This window comes from Streptococcus parasalivarius, from assembly GCF_054785155.1.
This window is the reverse complement of the sequence record NZ_BAABOB010000001.1, coordinates 317,617-333,540: the sequence shown is the minus strand read 5'-3', so window position 1 is coordinate 333,540 and position 15,924 is coordinate 317,617. Positions and strand designations below refer to the sequence as shown.

Below are 15,924 nucleotides of genomic sequence, written 5' to 3'. Positions count from 1 at the left end.
GGACTACCTTACTTTCTCTTGCTTCCAATGGTCGTCCAAAATCACTGTTTGCTCTTTAGAAAAGCGAATAAGGATGTCTCTGGCAACTTGTTGGGATACACGTGCGACATTTGTCAATTCTAATCCTAGCTCAGGTGTGTCGTGTTCCAAGCGATACTTGTCATCCTCGGATTCAACAAAGATAAAACTCATTGACCCTTTTTCGCTATAAGTGAGATAGAGACTATCGTAGGATACTGTAAGTTGCACCAAAGCATCCCAGATATCACTGTCACTTGGGTTTGTAATCGTCGCATAGTCTACCTGATCAGCTGTCGAAATACGCATGACAAGGCCTTCTGCTGCTTTCTTTTTAGATGCTAACCACTTAAATAAATGCATCGTTTTCCTCCTTTAGATGACTATTCCTTTTTGCTTGAGATTGTCCAGACATTCCTCTAAATAGGCAGCATCATGCTCTGGGTAAATGATGACTGGTAGCTTCTCCGCTTCAAGCTTATCGTAGGCTGGCATCTGCTTGCCTCGGTATTCCTTGTCCAACCACTCGGGGCTGACACGATAGCCACGTTCCGCCATTTCTTGCATAATAAGCTCATGGTATTTAAACAAACGATATGGTGAATACTCAAAAACATAGTTAACCGTAGCATGTTTTCGTTGCCATCCCTTACCACGAAGGGCGCAACATTCTCGGTGCTGCCCTAATAATTGCTGACGGGGCAATTTTGAAATCAGCTCTTGATGCCACAATCTCATTTTGCACCCCCATTAATTAAGGTTGACTCCTCCAGATAGCGATTTGGGTACTTGATGAGGAGCTCTTTGACGGATTCTACCAAACACTGCTGAGGAATTTGGCCTGCCGCATAGCTATCCAGTTGGGCCATAAACATTTCCTTCTCGCTGGCAGTCGCCTTTTTCTTAAAATACCCCCAGATATGTTGAAAGGCATTGACGACCTGACCAGGATTTTCAGGAAGGTCCAGGGCTTGATCAATGTAGGCCTGAACCTGATCCAAACTAACCTCATCATTCTTGAGATAGTTACGGATTTCTAAGTAAATCTTGTTTGAATGGCTGAGCACCAGATACTTATTGGCTGCCCAAAGTCGTTCGCACTGGCGACGGGGATTAATTGTTGTCATTAGAGACCTTCCTTAATGGCTTTTTTATCAGTATAGCATAGTTTAAAGGGGGATAATAGAGTATGATTTTGCTAGTGGGGAGTCATTTTGCTAAGGATAGTTGCATCTAGTTTCAGAAAAAGGTTTTTACTTGGTTTATGTATAAGCGTTTGCTATACTTAAGGTATCAAAGAAAGGAGACAAAGCCTATGACATTGTCCAAAAAACTCACACTTTCTCTTGCCTCTATGGCAGTTCTTGGTCTTTTAGCAGCCTGCTCAAACCAGAAAGCTCAAACACCTGAAAGCTCTGCTAGCACCCAACAAAGTTCAAGCAAGGTTTCATCTTCACAAAGTTCTGAAGCCTCTAAACAGACTGAAGGGCTAGATGGTACCTATAAAGGGACTGATGAAAATGATCGTATTACTCTAACCATCTCTGGAAATACTGGAACTTGGGAAGAGGACGAAGCAGATGGCGAGAAGGAAAGCAAGTCTGTGACAGTTAACTCCGACAATCAAAGTTTAACAATTGGTGACGATACCAAACACTATAAACTTGACGGCAATCAGCTGACTATTGAAGATAATGACCGTGATCCAAACGATACGATTGTCTTGACCAAATAATATCAAAAACCTTAGCCAAACCACTCTCTGGAATTTAGCTAAGGTTTTTTATGTTATACTATAGACAGAAAGAAAACGAATACAAACAGGAGGTTTACGATGACTCAAAGAAGATTATGGGTGACGCTATTTGTTGTGTCGATTATTGTAACTCTTATTGGACTGGGATTTTCTGTATATAATTATTATGTCTTTGATAAACCCTTTATGACCACGACTACAAAAGGTTTACTAGCAGCCTTTTTCCTGTGTGCGACAATGGTTGCCATCACCCTATCCAAATCAAGTAAGAAGTAAAGATATGAAAGAGGTATAAGTTTGTAGGCTTATACCTCTTTTGATACAACATTATTTAATCTTGTGTTTGTTCATCTTTTCTTCAAAGATGTCTGTCATGATCTTACGGAGCTCTTCTCTCTCTTTTTCAGCCTTTTGATGATGAAATGTATCCTTGGCCAAACGAGTCACCTCCTAAAAATGAAACTGTGTTATTATATCAACAGATAGGAAAGAAAAGCTCCCACCGAAATTCAGTGGGAGGTTCAACTCTATTTCTATGATTTTCGTACCGCCACCAGCCAAGAGGCTAGTAGGATTTCGAAAATAACCAGAAGGATAATCTGAGTAAGAGAACTCTGAACTAGGATAAGGACAGCCAGACTATCGATCAGCATATGGGCAAGGATACAAGGAGCAGCTCCTTTCGAATACTCTTTGAGAGCTCCAAATAGAAAAGTATTTCCTAAAATCATCAGGTAAAAAATGAGATAGTTGGAGGAACCTGCTGTAATCCAAGGGAGTTGATAGATAGGGATATGCCAGAGGAACCAGACAATAGAAAGAACCATCATTTTAGTTATAAAGTGCTTACTAAAGTAAAGATGTTCTTGTAAAAACCAACGCCAACCTACTTCTTCCAGCCCCCCATATAAAAAGGTCCAGGGAAAATATAGTAAGAAGGCCAAGAGGGTGTTCCCAGTAAAGCTAACATTCCTGAGAAAGAATGAGATTCCATAGTAGATGACTGGAATGAAGAGAGCTAGAATCCAGGACAGGGGACTTTCTTTTTGAAGAAAGACCTTTTTGAAAAATTCACCCAAGGATTTGACTTCACTCAACACAAGAGAAAAGACAGCCGCCATAATCAGGGGAACACAGTTCATTAGGATAAACAGTAGTGAGGCACCCAGACTACTCCTGTCTGGGAAACACCATAGGATAACTTGCCCTACTATATATGTAGCAAAGAGGGCAGACAGTACATACCAGATAGCGACTGATTGTTTTGAAATAAATTTGCTCATTTTTTCTCCGTAACGGGATGGTAAAATTGACAGTATCTCTTTTTTATGGAAGGTTGATTCGTAATTGTAGAAATAAACACATTGTCTTTAAAAATCTTATTTAATCTTGTGTTTGTTCATCTTTTCTTCAAAGATGTCTGTCATAATCTTACGTAACTCTTCTCTCTCTTTTTCAGGAAGGTCCCCTTGGCGCTTAGCCACTGCATAAAGTTCAGGATATTGCTTGGCTACACGCTCGACTGTCTTAGTCGTCGCATGCCCTCTGACAAAGAAAGGAATACGTTTAATCCATTCTTGTGGTACGAGAGCGAGCAACTTCTTAGCCGCTTCCTTATCAGAAATCTCAGCTGTGCTCAAACCTTTTTCGATTTGCTTTTGTTCTTGTTCTGTAAAATCTTTTAATTCCATAACTTGCTCCTCTTTATCTTTATATAGTAAATTTCACACCCATGCATGAGAATATACAACTGATTGGGATGGGATGTTGCTAGCTGTGAACAATAATAGAATTAGGAAAATCATGATTTCTTTTTTCCTAAAATACCGTACAAAAAGATCTGATGAATTTGCTCAACCTCTGTCTCTAAATTGTCACTATGGGCTAAGTGATTTCCCATACCATTAAGAGCATCCATGACATTTAAGATAAGCTCTGTCGATAGGTCTTCAGCAATAAGGCCCTCTGCTTTTCCGAGATGAATATAAGCACGATAGATGTCACGTTTTTTTGCAGTTATTGCTTTCGTTAGGAGAGTTGAGAAAACAGAATCTTCCACCGTTTTATCTTGAAAATAGTCCGAGATTTGCTGACTCATTTTCTCCTGACATAGGGCAAAAGCCTGGTCTAATTTTGTTTTAAAATCTAGATTGCTATTTAAAATGTCCTCAGCTTGTTGGGTTATTTCTTCAAACAAGTCATTAACACAGAGAGCCACCAAATTATCTTTGCTCCCAAAATAATTGTAGATAGAAACAGGTGATACTTCTGCTACCTCTGCAATAGATTTTATACTCGTTTCCTTAAAACCTTTGTCTTTAAACAAACGCAAAGCTGCTTGAATAACCGCTTGCTTCTTTTTCTCAGTCGTCTTTTGATATTGATTCATGTGAACACCTCAGTTACTACCAATTGTAGCATAAGTTTGAAATACATACCTGTATATTTCATTTTTTCTTGCTATTCTTACTAGCTTTCTCTATAATAAAGTTTGAATTTAAATCATCTATATTTCAAACTTTATTTTCAAAAATGGGAGGGAACATGCTCATTCAATATCTTATAAAGCAATCTAGAAATCCGAGTGGTCTTGTTGGCCGAGTGATTACCAACATCTGGTCGTCCTATTTTAAGGAACTCAGCCTTTGGGCAATAAAACAAACCACTATCCCTAACAATAGTCGTATTTTAGAAGTCGGTTATGGCGGTGGTAGCACTATCAAAAACCTACTTGCTTTAGATAAAAATCTTGACATTCATGGCATTGATATTTCCAAGGAGTCTTATCAAACTGCTAAACGGATGCTTTTAAAGTCAATAGAAAACGATAGTGTCCAGCTGATGGTTGGCAAGGTCGAAAACCTCCCCTACCAAAATCACTATTTTGATCTTGTCTTTGCCATTCAGACCCATATTTTCTGGAAAGATTTAAAAGAGAGTTTTCAGGAAATCTATCGAGTCATGTCCAATCATTCTACTCTGATTATTGCTTCCGAAAAAGAAAAAATTAAGTATCATATGACAGATTATGGGACAAGCCATGAATTGAGGCAGTTGTTAACAAGTATTGGCTTTTCAAAGATTGAAGAAAGACAGCATCAAAAATGGGTTTTGTATATTGTCACTAAGGGTGATTAGGAAATTTAATAAGAAACTCCTTAATCAAATCCAATGTCTCAACCCTAGCAAAACACGAAAAGAGAAGACTAATTTTGTCTTCTCTTCATACTAGGTTGTGGAACATCAACAATTACTTTACTTTTCTACCTCTAGCAAGTCCTATTCGTCCACAATTGCATCTTACAAATGGATAATTCTGTTAGAAAATAAGGAGATACGGGTCTTCCAGATAAGATATAACTTGTGCTAAAAATTCAGCTGCTGGAAGGCCATCGATGACTTGATGGTCGAAGCTCAGACTCAATGGAAGATAGTCTTTTTGAACAACCTCTCCCTCCTCATTAAATGCCAAAGCTTGTTGAGTTGCTCCTACTCCAAGAATTGCCACCTCTGGGGAGTTAAGGATTGGTGTAAAGTATTCTACACCTGGCCCCCCTAGATTCGTAATTGAGAAAGTAGAACCACTATATAGGTCAGATGGAAGTGTACCTTTTCGAGCTTGATTAGCCAGAGTCTTAATGCTTTGACCAAGATCTGCTAAAGTCATACGGTCTGCGTCTCGAATCACAGGGACAACCAAACCATCATCCAAAGCTGTTGCCATACCAATATGAATGCGTTCTTGAATCTGATGAATGCCGCCACCATACCAAGCATTCAAAGCTGGAAAATCTCTCAAAGCTTTGGTTACTGCTTTAGTTAATAGAGTTGTGATACCTAGTTCACCATTTTCAAGTGGAGTATGGACCTTGGCCTTAAGTTCTTTACGGAATTTCAAAAGCTCAGTCAAATCAGCCTTACGATGGAGTGTCACTTGAGCAGAAGAATGAAGACTGTTCATCATACGTTCGGCAATAATCTTACGCATGCCTTGGAGTCCCTCACCGTATTGGCCTGAGGTCATAGCTTGTGGTAGAGGTTCTACAACCTTATCAGCAACAAGACTTGGTTGATAAGCTTCTACATCACGTCTTGTAATACGACCATTTCCACCTGTCCCTTTAATAAGGGAGATATCATAGCCTTTCTCAGCAGCCATCTTACGAGCCACCGGTGTAATGAAAATGCGTTCACCACTAGTACGAGCTATAGGTGCTGTAGTAGATTTAGGACTAGACGGTGTTGAATCTTTAGCGACTTCAGTTGGAGCTTCCTCTTGTGCAGGAGCCTCTTGGGTTCCTACATCCTCTCCTTCCTGACCAACCCATCCAACAACTTCCTTACATTTAACTGTAACACCTTCACCATGCACAATGTCTAGAACAACCCCAGAAGCAGGGGATTCGACTTCACTAGTCAATTTTTCAGAACTAATTTCCAATAAAGGCTGACCACTTGTTACTGTATCACCAACTTGGACCAACCACTTTTGAATGAGTCCTTCAGTCATGGTTAGGCCGAGCTTGGGCATTAAAATTTCTGTTGCCATAAGCGCCCTCCTATCCTTTCAAGTCCTGAATCAATTCATCAGCTACTTTCAAAACCTTATCCGCATCAGGGATATAGGCTTGTTCTAAGTTTGTCGCAAATGGAACAGGAGTATTTGGTGCACAAACACATTTCACTGGTCCATCAAGATAATCAAAAGCTTTATCTGAAACTATAGATGCAATATCAGTTGCAGTATTGTTATGTGGGTTGGCCTCATCCACAATAATTAAACGACCAGTTTTCTTCACGGAATTTAACACTGTTTCTTCATCCCATGGAGCAACTGTACGAAGATCAATCACTTCTACAGAAATGTTGTCTTTTGCCAAGCGGTCTGCGACCTCATAGGCTACATACAACATCTTACCAATTGTCACAATTGTTAAATCGTTACCTTCTCTACGAACGGCAGCCTTACCAATTGGTACAGTATAGTATTCTTCTGGCACTTCCCCTTTTAATCCATATAAAGTCTTGTCTTCAGAAAAGATAACTACATTATCATCCTCTATTGATGCTAGGAGTAATCCTTTGGCATCATAAGGGGTAGCAGGAACGACCACCTTAATACCAGGAATCGATCCAAATAAACCGTAATAGGATCCAGAGTGTTGCGCCGCAGCTGAAGCTCCTGCCCCGTGCATAGTACGAACAACCATGGGAACTTTAGCTTTACCGCCAAACATGTAACGCATCTTAGATGCCTGCCCTAATAGGGCATCAAAACAGAATCCAATAAAATCATTAAACATCAACTCTGGTACAGGCCTTAGTCCCGTAAGCGCCATCCCCACCGAAGCTGATAGATAGCCGTGCTCAGAAATCGGAGTATCAATAACACGTTCCCTGCCATATTTCGGCATCAATCCTCGTGTGATACCCATGACACCGCCCCAGGCATCCTCGTTATTATTTTCTAAGTGTTCAACATTAACACCACCTGCGATATCCTCTCCTAGGAGAACAACTCGCTCGTCTCTTTCCATGGCTTGATCGAGCCCTTCATTGATGGCTTTCATAAATAATGTTTCTCTAGTCATTATGAATCCTCCTCAATCAGTCTGCAAATACGTCTTCGTAGAGAGCTTCTTCTTTTGGAATTGGGCTCTCTTGAGCAAAGTGGATTGCATCTTCAACATCTTTTTGTGATTGGGCAACAATCTCATCCAATTCATCTTGGCTAAGGATACCCTTTTCAGTTACCAGGTCACGAAATACTTCCAAGGCATCCACATCTGCCCATTCTTTTTCGATTCCATCTGGTGCTTTGTATTTTTGCTCATCTCCTTCGAAATGGCCATGGTTACGATAAGTAATAGCTTCAATTAACGTTGGACCATCTCCACGACGCGCACGTTCAACGGCCTCTTTAGCCACTTGATAAACAGCAAATAAGTCCTTACCATTAACGCGAACTCCAGGCATATTGTAAGCTTGTGCACGTTCAGCAATTGTTGGAGAACCTGATGAATACCATTGTGGTGTTGATTCTGCAAAAAGGTTGTTTTCATTTACAAATACCACAGGTAGATTCCAAATAGAGGCCATGTTTAAGCACTCATGAAAATTACCTTCATTGGCAGCACCATCACCAAAGAAACATACAGCAACATCATCAGTCTTTAGATATTTGTTGCGCATAGCAGCACCAGTCGCAAGACCAAAGCCTCCGCCTACCATACCATTAGCACCAAGGATTCCTTTATCCAAGTCAGCGATATGCATAGAGCCACCCTTACCTTTACCAAGCCCAGTAGACTTACCAAAGATTTCAGCCATCATTTTTTTAAGGTCTCCACCTTTAGCCACACAGTGTCCATGTCCTCGATGTGTGCTAGTAATGTAGTCTTTATCAGTCAGGTTAGCACATACCCCAGTCGCAATAGCTTCCTCACCTGAGTAAAGGTGAACAAATCCTGGAATTTGACCGATTGAAAAGAAATGTCGTGCATTTTCTTCAAAATTTCGAATATCCCACATTGTCTTATACATGGATTTAGCCTCTTCTTTTGAAACATTTTCCACACCAAGATCATGGGCAGTTTGAACCTTAACTTCTTCCTTGGTTAAGGTTTGTCCCTGATGTTTTTCTTTCATTAGGGCTTGTGGCAATTCTTGATAATGTGTCATATTGTTTCCTCCTTCTATAGAGAGCTTTATAAAAAACAAATATTATTGACAGATATATAGATTTGAAAAAATGAGAATGGCTGTGCTAAACCTATCCATCGACCTTAGGACCTTAAAATCAGTCTTGCAACTTCCTGAACTAACTCAGAAATTGTTGGATGTGCAAAAATTGTCTTATCAAGCTGATCAAGTGTTCCTTCAGCATCTTTCAAGACAATCAAGGATTGTAGAATATCAGTTGCATGTGGACCAACGATAACGGCACCTAATAGTAGATGATAGCGTTTTTCGGAGACAATTTTAACAAACCCCTTTGCTGAATTAGACGCAATGGCTCGACCATTATAAACATAAGGAAGTTGACCAACTGATATATCATATCCTTGTTGTACCGCCTCCTCTTCTGACAAGCCAAAGGAAGCAATCTCCGGCGTTGTAAAGAGCGACCGTGGAACACTTGAATTATCAACCGGTTCCTCAGCCTGACGACAAATGGCTCGAACAGCTTTGATTCCCTCGCTACTAGCAACATGAGCTAACATATATCCAGGAATCAAATCCCCAATCGCATAAACACCTGATTGAGATGACTCGTAATAACTATCTACCTTAATAAAGCCTTTTTCGGTCAGCTCCAAACCCATCATTTGGGCTAACTCAATATTTGGCTTACGCCCAGTTGCTACAAGTAAGTTATCATAAGAGTAGGACTTGCCATCTGCTAAAATTACAGCATTTTCTTTAACCCTATCTATGCTAACTCCCTCCAGAATGGTAATTCCAAGTTGTTCCATCTTTTCTCTAATAATGGAACGTGCTTCGTCATCTTCAGTTGCTAAAATTGTTGGTGCAACCTCTATCACTGTCACATCCACACCAAGTGGAGCCATGGCAAAAGCTAACTCAACGGAAATAATACCTCCACCAATGATAACCAAACGTTGAGGAAGTTCCTTTAAGTTGAAAAAGCTATCTGTTGTCAAATAGTTAACATCGTTAATACCAGGAATAGGAGGAATAAATGGATGACTCCCCGTCGCCAAAATAACAGACTTACCTGAGACTCTTTCACCATTAACTTGGAAGGTTTTATCAGAAATATAAGCTGCCTCACCTTCAATATAGGTAATACCTAATTGTTTAAAACTTGATTGAATACCAGACTGTAGTGTTGCTACGACTTGATCTTTGCGAGCAACAAGTTTTTGAAAATCAAGATTATCATTTAAAACTGTCACTCCATACTGAGAGGCTTCTTTAGCAGCTAATAGCCAATGGGCATGTTCAAGATAGGCTTTGGATGGGATACAGCCAACGTTCAAACAGGTGCCACCTATGGAGTTTTTCTCAATGACAGTTACCTTTTTACCTAAACGGGCAGCTTCTTCAGCAGCAACATAACCACCAGGACCTGCCCCTATAATGAGAATATCACATTGACTCAAAACAATACTCCTTTCTAGAATGGAAGTCGGCTGTTAGCCGAACCACTTCAAGTAGGACAAAAACTCGGAGATGTTTTTGAAAGCGTTTTCTATGCTTTGATTATAAAACTAATACTTATGAAAATCAAGTAATTCACTGAAAATGTGATGTTTTGATAGTGAAAATATTCACAAGTAATGCAAACGTTTGCCATTCCCTATTCGGGATGACGTCAGCACTTATATTTTGCTGATTTTTATAGACACTAGATAAATATAAATTTCCCCTAATCATTAAATAATTCTTCAAAATGTTATAAAAACACTCTAGCGTCTATAGCTTGGATAAAACTATAGAAATTAGAGTGCTTTTACTATTAGAAAGAATATATATATATGGAATTAAAAAGGAATTTTAATTAATCTAAAGAAAGTTGATTTTTCAACTGAATAATATTATAAGAATATCGATTTGTAGTTATTTTGAATGTAATCTTATAAGTGAATAATTAGGAGTAGAATATGACAACCCTATCTTTTTAGTAGAGTAGCTTTTTAGAATTATGTGAAAAATCAATTGACTTTATAACTATTTATCGTCTTTTTTTACCATATTTTTAACGCCTTCGATAGCTCCTTCAATAGCATCTTTGGCGTCTTCAGCAACTTCTTTCACTTTTGAGACTGCTTTTTCCGCAGCACCCTCTTTTTCTATTTTTTTATCACCAGTTAATTTTCCGACACCTTCTTTAAATGCGCCTTTAGCTTGGTTGAGTTTTTCTTCTACTGACATAATTTTATCCTCCTTTGGACATAAAGATTTTTAAATATGAACGCTCTTAAACAATACATTCAAATTTTTGAGTATAAAAAGATAAGTTAAATTATAGCTTTTGTGTTGAAGTCGAGTCATAAACAGCTTGAACACCCTCACTAACGTTATCTTTATTTGCTGATAAACCATTAGCTAGTCCATGTTTACCACTTTTTTAATTTATCGGCACTAAGTTTGCTAGTTGATTGGAGTCTTCCTGTCGAAATATTGAAAACTATTCTTTTTTCCCTAAGAAAAATGATACTACTGCAACAACAATAACTGCCCCTAAAATTGATGGAATTAAGGCCATTCCAGCTAGTCTAGGTCCCCAAGAACCGAAGAGTGACTGTCCAACAGATGAACCAATTAAACCTGCAAAGATATTGGCAATTATTCCCATGGAACCTCCCTTTTTAGTGATTCCACCAGCAATAAAACCTATAAAGCCTCCGACAATAATGGCCCAAAGCATAATGTCTCCCCCTTTCTAAATTGAGGAAAGTTAGATTATTTGGACAATCAAACAATCTAAAAAGTTACATTTTAGCTAAAACATTTTTTATATTAATCTTAACAATCATAAGATTAATGTTAGTATATACCTGTTAATAACAGTATAAGTTAATCAAATTGATAAGTCAATGAAAATGTTTGCGCTTACACAAAAATAGACATGAAAACCATCATTGACCTTTGCAATCGCTTGCATAGTTTTACAATTTCGCTTATCTCATTTTTTATTAAAAATCTACACATACTTCTACTATTATTAGGACTTCCTCTAAATGGATTGATTTATGAATAAAAAGTTTGATTAAACTGGTACATTCATATGATTGATTAACATTTTAGCCACAAAAGAAAATAGCCCTAAGACGTTCGAGTGACGAAAGTAAAAATAAAATGTATAATTGAGACATGTAAGCCCTTACACAATTTTCTTTAAATAGTAAGTATCTAACAAAATAGTATAAATAATACACCAAACACTTCATCACTTTCAGTAGGAGTTTAAAATTAATATGGAGTAGTGAATTGATTACAAATTGAAAGTAGAATATAAAACACGCCCAGGTAAAGAAGTTACAATAATAATGACCAATGATTTAGATACGTCGTCAAAGAGTGAGCTTAAAAAGTTGTTCCCTCAAGATATTCTTTCCTTTCAGAAGAGGTCAAACAGTATTGAGTAACTTCTTAAAAAGTTGACTATAGTAACAAAGAGGGAGTACTGTTATGGAAAAAGTTTTGAAGGATGATAAACTTTATTCTTTAATTGAATTTAGGGAAAAAATCTATGAGGATTTAGAATTATCAAAAAGTGACTTAACCACTTTATTGTGTGCGATGTTGATTGCATCTATTGGTTTGAATATGAATTCTATTCCAACAATCATAGGGGCAATGTTGATTTCTCCATTGATGACACCTATCCTTGGAGTAGGTTTTGCGTTAGCAATATTAGATACAAAACTTCTCAAAAAATCGTTTAAAGTTCTTTTTATTCAAGTTGCAGTAAGCCTTTTAGCCTCTACACTTTATTTTTTACTTTCGCCCATTTCTTACGCAAGTACGGAAATTATTGCTAGAACTTCGCCCACAATTTGGGACGTTGTGATAGCATTTGTCGGTGGATTAGCCGGCATTATTGGAGCACGAAAGAAAGAAGCTAATAACATTGTTCCTGGTGTCGCCATTGCAACTGCTCTTATGCCACCCGTTTGTACCGTGGGGTATTCTATTGCCACAGGAAATCTTGAGTATATGATAGGGGCGTCATATTTGTTCTCCATTAACTGCAGTTTTATTATGATTGCTACATATATTGGCACTAATGTGATGATGATTAAAAATCCTTATGTTAAACATAATCGTGAAGCCTCTAAAATGCGAAAAATATTAATTCTAGTCTCGCTTGTTCTTATTATTCCAAGTTTAGCTTCTGCAACTACCTTAGTTAGAGATACGCTAATCAATGAGTCTATCAATAATTATCTATCTGATCAATTTGAAAACCATACTATTTTGAAAAAGAATTATATTAAAGAAAACAATACACTAAAGCTAACTATTTCAGGTAAGTATCTTTCAGAAGCTGAGTTACAAAGTATCATTAACAAACAAAATGAATATGGTTTGAAAAATATCTCGATTCAGGTTTCACAATTAACAAATGATAGATTAACTGAAAAAGAATTAGTCGACTACATCATTCAATATAAAAACGATGATGATCTTCAACAAATAGAAAAGGATAAGTAAAAAGAATCCCCAAATAACAACAAGTCATGTGAGATATTAATTTGATAAGCATAAGAAACCGTTGAAAAGTATTGTCACTAGTAGTCCATAGGAGAAAATAGCAATGAAAAAAGTAATGATAATTATTAATCCAACTTCTGGAGGAGAAACAGCATTAGATTATAAAGAGAGCTTGGAGAATAAGGCTAAAGAGTATTTTGATTATGTTGAAACTAAGATTACGCAAAAAGCCAAAGATGCAACTCAATTTGCTGAAAAAGCCTCTAAAGAAAAATATGATGCAGTAATTGTTTTTGGTGGAGACGGTACTGTAAATGAGGTTATTTCAGGGATTGCTGAAAAAAATCACATTCCAAAACTTGGGATTATTCCTGGTGGAACTGGTAATTTAATCACTAAGCTATTAGAAATCAACCAAAGTATTGATCAAGCGATTGAAGAACTTGATTTCAATTTTACTAAAACCATTGATGTTGGAAAAGCTAATCAAAATTATTTTGGCTATATTTTTAGTATTGGATCTTTACCAGAAGCTATTCATAACGTTGATATTGAAGATAAAACAAAGTACGGTATCTTTGCATATGCAATCAATACGATGAAGTCCGTTGTGGAAGACGATGTATTTAATGTTCGTATTGAAAGTGAAAATGGCAATTATGAAGGTGAAGCTAGTCAGGTCTTAGTTCTTCTATCTAATTACTATGCAGACAAAAAACTATTTGATGAAAATACAGATGGATATGGAAATATCTTGATTTTAAAAGATGCATCCATCATTTCTAAATTATCGACTATCCCAGATTTGTTAAAAGGGGATCTAGTAGGTAACGATAATATCGAATATATCAAAGCGCGTAATATTAGGATTTCTTCAGAGGTTGAGTTAGAGTCAGATGTTGATGGAGACAAATCGGATAATCTTCCAGTAGATATAAAAATACTAGGGAACCATATCGAAGTATTCTCAGGCACCAAAGTATAGTTTTTTCCCTTCTACTTCTCCAACAAAAAAGTTTTAAATTATATAAGTTACTGCATCAGCAACAATAATAGTCCTGTCCTTTTTAAAGTTAGGATATAAGTCAAAGGTAAGTAAATTACTTTTAATATACGGAGTTAAGGCGTTTTTTGATTCATGTCTAAAAACTTTTCGGAAGCATCAACTGTGATGGTCATAACAAAAAGTAGTGAAGAGATTCCATCGTCGGAATCTTCTTCACTACTTTTCTTCTCTCTTTTCTACTCAATCACCAATAGCAGCATTTCAGAGCTTCCACTCTTCAATCAACCAGTCCGAAAAACCATCATATCTTTCTTGGAGATTATCATGATGACCGTAGGGGTCAAATGCTGAATAAGTGGACAAGCACTGTTTTTTGATGCATTCATGTACTTCTTTGGCAAAGCTAGGAGCCTTGGCCAGTCTATTCTTATGATTAGACCCTTCGGTCAAACCGTTACGTAAATAGACCGAGCAAGACTTATTAATAAGCTGGTGGGATTGACAGTAAGCTACAAAATCTGGATACCAGAAGGATCCACAAATGGAAAAGATAAAAGGCATCTTATCACTGCTATAAAGACTGTGGATAGCAGCCAGTCCACCCAGCGAGTAGCCTCCGTAAGCCATGCGACTGTCATCCAATCGAAACTCCTCTTGGATGCTATTTAAAATATGGCCAAATAGATGGTCATGATAGCTAGCTAGCTTGCCACCAAAATCAGGACTTCCAGGTCTCAAAGCCTGAGCATACCAAGGTGTAAAATCATCCAAGCGATTCTTGGGCTCAAGGCCTACCAGGATAACAGAATCCGCTAGTTTTCCCAGATAATCCAGTTGTCCATCGTTCAGAAAAACAGCTGGATAGGTCTTAGTAGCTTCATAAGACTCAGGAAGGGCAATCGTCACTCGAATGCCATGGCAGACAAAGTCTTTATTTATTAACAAAGTCATTAACCTTCTCAAGAGAATCAATCACAGATGGACCGTAATCCATAAGCTCATCATAAGAAATAGTCATGATTTTCTTGTTTTTAACGGCTGGTACATTTTCAAGAACAGCGTTCTTTTCCATCTTGTCTGTAGCATCCTTGTCCATGGCCTTATTACGGTCACTAGTTACATAGATAATCAATTCTGGTTCCATAGACACGAGATTTTCCAGAGTCAAATCTGATGTTCCTGTCGCAACATTGGTATAGCCAAGCTGATTAAGCATACTTTCTTGAAGGGCAGATTTGTAAGTTCCAAAGGTCTCATCGTTGTAGGCACACATGATCAGAGCCTTCTTCAAGTCTTTGTCAGAAGACTTGTTTTTCTTTTTAACGGCGTCGATACGCTTTTGGAGTTGTCCTGCATACTTGTCTGCCTTGTCTTGAACGTTGAAAATGTCACCAATATTTTTAACATCTTCGATGATATTATTCAAATCTTGTTTGGTTGTTGAAACAGAAGCTTTTTGCGTATAGACGGGAATGTCGTTGCTGTTCCACGTGCTGATGGTTCCCATTGATTTGTCTGAGAACATCATGTTACGACCAATAAGGGCATCAGGTCCGTAAGCCAAGATGGCTTCTTGAGAGATGGTCTTCTTATCACCGATATGTGGGATTGAGGCAATGTCTTCCTTATATTTATCGGTTACTTCATTGTCAGGGTTAAGCATACCGACAATCTTGTCTTTTAAACCAAGCTCAATCAAAATTTCCGTTGATGAAAGGTTGTTTGTGATAACCTTTTCTGGTGCCTTTTTGAAGACTTGATCTAGCTCAGTTCCTTGATCGTCATAAGTTTTGACGGTCAAAGGATACTGGGTTTCTGAGTTGGTCTTTTTCACCGTTTCTTTTGCTGCTGATGACGATGATGTGCTGTTTTTATATGTAGAACTGCATGCTGTCAATGTGAGGACTGCTGCAGCGATTAATGCGATACCAAAAGTTTTCTTGTTCATAAGGCCTTCCTT

The 15,924-nt window shown here is 37.8% G+C and carries 19 protein-coding genes; 5 read left to right on the top strand and 14 right to left on the bottom strand.

Going from position 1 to position 15,924, the window contains the following annotated elements; genetic code table 11:
- Positions 1-3 precede the first annotated feature (3 nt).
- Genes ACYVQ1_RS01680 through ACYVQ1_RS01670 form a run of 3 tightly spaced genes read right to left on the bottom strand, consistent with a single transcriptional unit; the run spans position 4 to position 1,145 of the window.
- Positions 4-381, bottom strand: a complete 378-nt coding sequence (locus tag ACYVQ1_RS01680) for a hypothetical protein (protein ID WP_461249615.1) — start codon at positions 379-381, stop codon at positions 4-6.
- Between the two features lie 12 nt (positions 382-393).
- Positions 394-756 (bottom strand): TIGR02328 family protein, encoded by a 363-nt coding sequence (locus ACYVQ1_RS01675; RefSeq protein WP_461249614.1) that lies wholly within the window; start codon positions 754-756, stop codon positions 394-396.
- Entirely contained in the window at positions 753-1,145 is a 393-nt protein-coding gene (locus ACYVQ1_RS01670) for a YbgA family protein (protein ID WP_461249613.1), read from the bottom strand. The genes ACYVQ1_RS01675 and ACYVQ1_RS01670 overlap by 4 nt, the downstream gene beginning before the upstream one ends.
- Before the next feature lie 188 nt (positions 1,146-1,333).
- Here ACYVQ1_RS01670 and ACYVQ1_RS01665 point away from each other — a divergent pair, with 188 nt between their 5' ends.
- Complete coding sequence (locus ACYVQ1_RS01665; protein ID WP_461249612.1) at positions 1,334-1,753, top strand: SP_0198 family lipoprotein; 420 nt, start codon at positions 1,334-1,336, stop codon at positions 1,751-1,753.
- A 99-nt stretch (positions 1,754-1,852) separates the two neighbouring features.
- Entirely contained in the window at positions 1,853-2,050 is a 198-nt protein-coding gene (locus ACYVQ1_RS01660) for a hypothetical protein (protein WP_048674353.1), read from the top strand.
- Between the two features lie 257 nt (positions 2,051-2,307).
- Here the strand turns inward: ACYVQ1_RS01660 and ACYVQ1_RS01655 are convergent, their stop codons facing one another.
- The 3 genes from ACYVQ1_RS01655 to ACYVQ1_RS01645 all read right to left on the bottom strand — a co-directional run bounded on the left by ACYVQ1_RS01655 (position 2,308) and on the right by ACYVQ1_RS01645 (position 4,163).
- Positions 2,308-3,057 (bottom strand): CPBP family glutamic-type intramembrane protease, encoded by a 750-nt coding sequence (locus ACYVQ1_RS01655; protein WP_461249611.1) that lies wholly within the window; start codon positions 3,055-3,057, stop codon positions 2,308-2,310.
- 96 nt (positions 3,058-3,153) lie between these two features.
- A complete protein-coding gene (locus ACYVQ1_RS01650; RefSeq protein WP_037600327.1) occupies positions 3,154-3,465 on the bottom strand; it encodes a hypothetical protein in 312 nt (103 codons plus the stop codon).
- 110 nt (positions 3,466-3,575) lie between these two features.
- Positions 3,576-4,163 (bottom strand): TetR/AcrR family transcriptional regulator, encoded by a 588-nt coding sequence (locus ACYVQ1_RS01645; RefSeq protein WP_461249610.1) that lies wholly within the window; start codon positions 4,161-4,163, stop codon positions 3,576-3,578.
- A gap of 155 nt (positions 4,164-4,318) precedes the next feature.
- Here ACYVQ1_RS01645 and ACYVQ1_RS01640 point away from each other — a divergent pair, with 155 nt between their 5' ends.
- Positions 4,319-4,912: a class I SAM-dependent methyltransferase gene (locus ACYVQ1_RS01640; RefSeq protein ID WP_461249609.1), complete on the top strand. Its 594-nt coding sequence runs from the start codon at positions 4,319-4,321 to the stop codon at positions 4,910-4,912.
- 181 nt (positions 4,913-5,093) lie between these two features.
- Here ACYVQ1_RS01640 and ACYVQ1_RS01635 read toward each other — a convergent pair whose 3' ends face one another.
- The 6 genes from ACYVQ1_RS01635 to ACYVQ1_RS01610 form a co-directional block, all read right to left on the bottom strand.
- A complete protein-coding gene (locus tag ACYVQ1_RS01635; protein WP_461249608.1) occupies positions 5,094-6,323 on the bottom strand; it encodes a dihydrolipoamide acetyltransferase family protein in 1,230 nt (409 codons plus the stop codon).
- A gap of 10 nt (positions 6,324-6,333) precedes the next feature.
- Positions 6,334-7,365, bottom strand: a complete 1,032-nt coding sequence (locus tag ACYVQ1_RS01630) for an alpha-ketoacid dehydrogenase subunit beta (protein WP_461249607.1) — start codon at positions 7,363-7,365, stop codon at positions 6,334-6,336.
- 16 nt (positions 7,366-7,381) lie between these two features.
- Positions 7,382-8,455 carry a thiamine pyrophosphate-dependent dehydrogenase E1 component subunit alpha gene (locus ACYVQ1_RS01625; RefSeq protein ID WP_049545232.1) on the bottom strand — a complete coding sequence of 358 codons (1,074 nt, stop codon included), beginning with the start codon at positions 8,453-8,455 and terminating at the stop codon, positions 7,382-7,384.
- Between the two features lie 104 nt (positions 8,456-8,559).
- Positions 8,560-9,900 carry a dihydrolipoyl dehydrogenase gene (lpdA, locus tag ACYVQ1_RS01620; RefSeq protein ID WP_175061149.1) on the bottom strand — a complete coding sequence of 447 codons (1,341 nt, stop codon included), beginning with the start codon at positions 9,898-9,900 and terminating at the stop codon, positions 8,560-8,562.
- Positions 9,901-10,468: 568 nt separating this feature from the next.
- Complete coding sequence (locus ACYVQ1_RS01615) at positions 10,469-10,672, bottom strand: CsbD family protein (protein WP_080611441.1); 204 nt, start codon at positions 10,670-10,672, stop codon at positions 10,469-10,471.
- A 256-nt stretch (positions 10,673-10,928) separates the two neighbouring features.
- Positions 10,929-11,168, bottom strand: coding sequence for a GlsB/YeaQ/YmgE family stress response membrane protein (locus ACYVQ1_RS01610; protein WP_014634177.1), 240 nt, complete (start codon positions 11,166-11,168; stop codon positions 10,929-10,931).
- Positions 11,169-11,932: 764 nt separating this feature from the next.
- On the opposite strand from ACYVQ1_RS01610, the gene ACYVQ1_RS01605 reads away from it, so the two are divergent.
- Positions 11,933-12,958 (top strand): TIGR00341 family protein, encoded by a 1,026-nt coding sequence (locus ACYVQ1_RS01605; protein ID WP_461249606.1) that lies wholly within the window; start codon positions 11,933-11,935, stop codon positions 12,956-12,958.
- A gap of 103 nt (positions 12,959-13,061) precedes the next feature.
- A complete protein-coding gene (locus ACYVQ1_RS01600; protein WP_461249605.1) occupies positions 13,062-13,943 on the top strand; it encodes a diacylglycerol/lipid kinase family protein in 882 nt (293 codons plus the stop codon).
- 282 nt (positions 13,944-14,225) lie between these two features.
- Here ACYVQ1_RS01600 and ACYVQ1_RS01595 read toward each other — a convergent pair whose 3' ends face one another.
- Together ACYVQ1_RS01595 and ACYVQ1_RS01590 are read right to left on the bottom strand one after the other, a co-directional pair.
- Complete coding sequence (locus tag ACYVQ1_RS01595) at positions 14,226-14,915, bottom strand: alpha/beta hydrolase-fold protein (protein ID WP_461249604.1); 690 nt, start codon at positions 14,913-14,915, stop codon at positions 14,226-14,228.
- Positions 14,896-15,912: an ABC transporter substrate-binding protein gene (locus ACYVQ1_RS01590; protein WP_021144450.1), complete on the bottom strand. Its 1,017-nt coding sequence runs from the start codon at positions 15,910-15,912 to the stop codon at positions 14,896-14,898. The genes ACYVQ1_RS01595 and ACYVQ1_RS01590 overlap by 20 nt, the downstream gene beginning before the upstream one ends.
- Between the last annotated feature and the right edge of the window lie 12 nt (positions 15,913-15,924).

Coding starts and splice junctions, on each gene's coding strand:
- ACYVQ1_RS01680 (WP_461249615.1), bottom strand. CDS start 381: ATGCATTTATTTAAGTGGTTAGCATCTAAAAAGAAAGCAGCAGAAGGC.
- ACYVQ1_RS01675 (WP_461249614.1), bottom strand. CDS start 756: ATGAGATTGTGGCATCAAGAGCTGATTTCAAAATTGCCCCGTCAGCAA.
- ACYVQ1_RS01670 (WP_461249613.1), bottom strand. CDS start 1,145: ATGACAACAATTAATCCCCGTCGCCAGTGCGAACGACTTTGGGCAGCC.
- ACYVQ1_RS01665 (WP_461249612.1), top strand. CDS start 1,334: ATGACATTGTCCAAAAAACTCACACTTTCTCTTGCCTCTATGGCAGTT.
- ACYVQ1_RS01660 (WP_048674353.1), top strand. CDS start 1,853: ATGACTCAAAGAAGATTATGGGTGACGCTATTTGTTGTGTCGATTATT.
- ACYVQ1_RS01655 (WP_461249611.1), bottom strand. CDS start 3,057: ATGAGCAAATTTATTTCAAAACAATCAGTCGCTATCTGGTATGTACTG.
- ACYVQ1_RS01650 (WP_037600327.1), bottom strand. CDS start 3,465: ATGGAATTAAAAGATTTTACAGAACAAGAACAAAAGCAAATCGAAAAA.
- ACYVQ1_RS01645 (WP_461249610.1), bottom strand. CDS start 4,163: ATGAATCAATATCAAAAGACGACTGAGAAAAAGAAGCAAGCGGTTATT.
- ACYVQ1_RS01640 (WP_461249609.1), top strand. CDS start 4,319: ATGCTCATTCAATATCTTATAAAGCAATCTAGAAATCCGAGTGGTCTT.
- ACYVQ1_RS01635 (WP_461249608.1), bottom strand. CDS start 6,323: ATGGCAACAGAAATTTTAATGCCCAAGCTCGGCCTAACCATGACTGAA.
- ACYVQ1_RS01630 (WP_461249607.1), bottom strand. CDS start 7,365: ATGACTAGAGAAACATTATTTATGAAAGCCATCAATGAAGGGCTCGAT.
- ACYVQ1_RS01625 (WP_049545232.1), bottom strand. CDS start 8,455: ATGACACATTATCAAGAATTGCCACAAGCCCTAATGAAAGAAAAACAT.
- ACYVQ1_RS01615 (WP_080611441.1), bottom strand. CDS start 10,672: ATGTCAGTAGAAGAAAAACTCAACCAAGCTAAAGGCGCATTTAAAGAA.
- ACYVQ1_RS01610 (WP_014634177.1), bottom strand. CDS start 11,168: ATGCTTTGGGCCATTATTGTCGGAGGCTTTATAGGTTTTATTGCTGGT.
- ACYVQ1_RS01605 (WP_461249606.1), top strand. CDS start 11,933: ATGGAAAAAGTTTTGAAGGATGATAAACTTTATTCTTTAATTGAATTT.
- ACYVQ1_RS01600 (WP_461249605.1), top strand. CDS start 13,062: ATGAAAAAAGTAATGATAATTATTAATCCAACTTCTGGAGGAGAAACA.
- ACYVQ1_RS01595 (WP_461249604.1), bottom strand. CDS start 14,915: ATGACTTTGTTAATAAATAAAGACTTTGTCTGCCATGGCATTCGAGTG.
- ACYVQ1_RS01590 (WP_021144450.1), bottom strand. CDS start 15,912: ATGAACAAGAAAACTTTTGGTATCGCATTAATCGCTGCAGCAGTCCTC.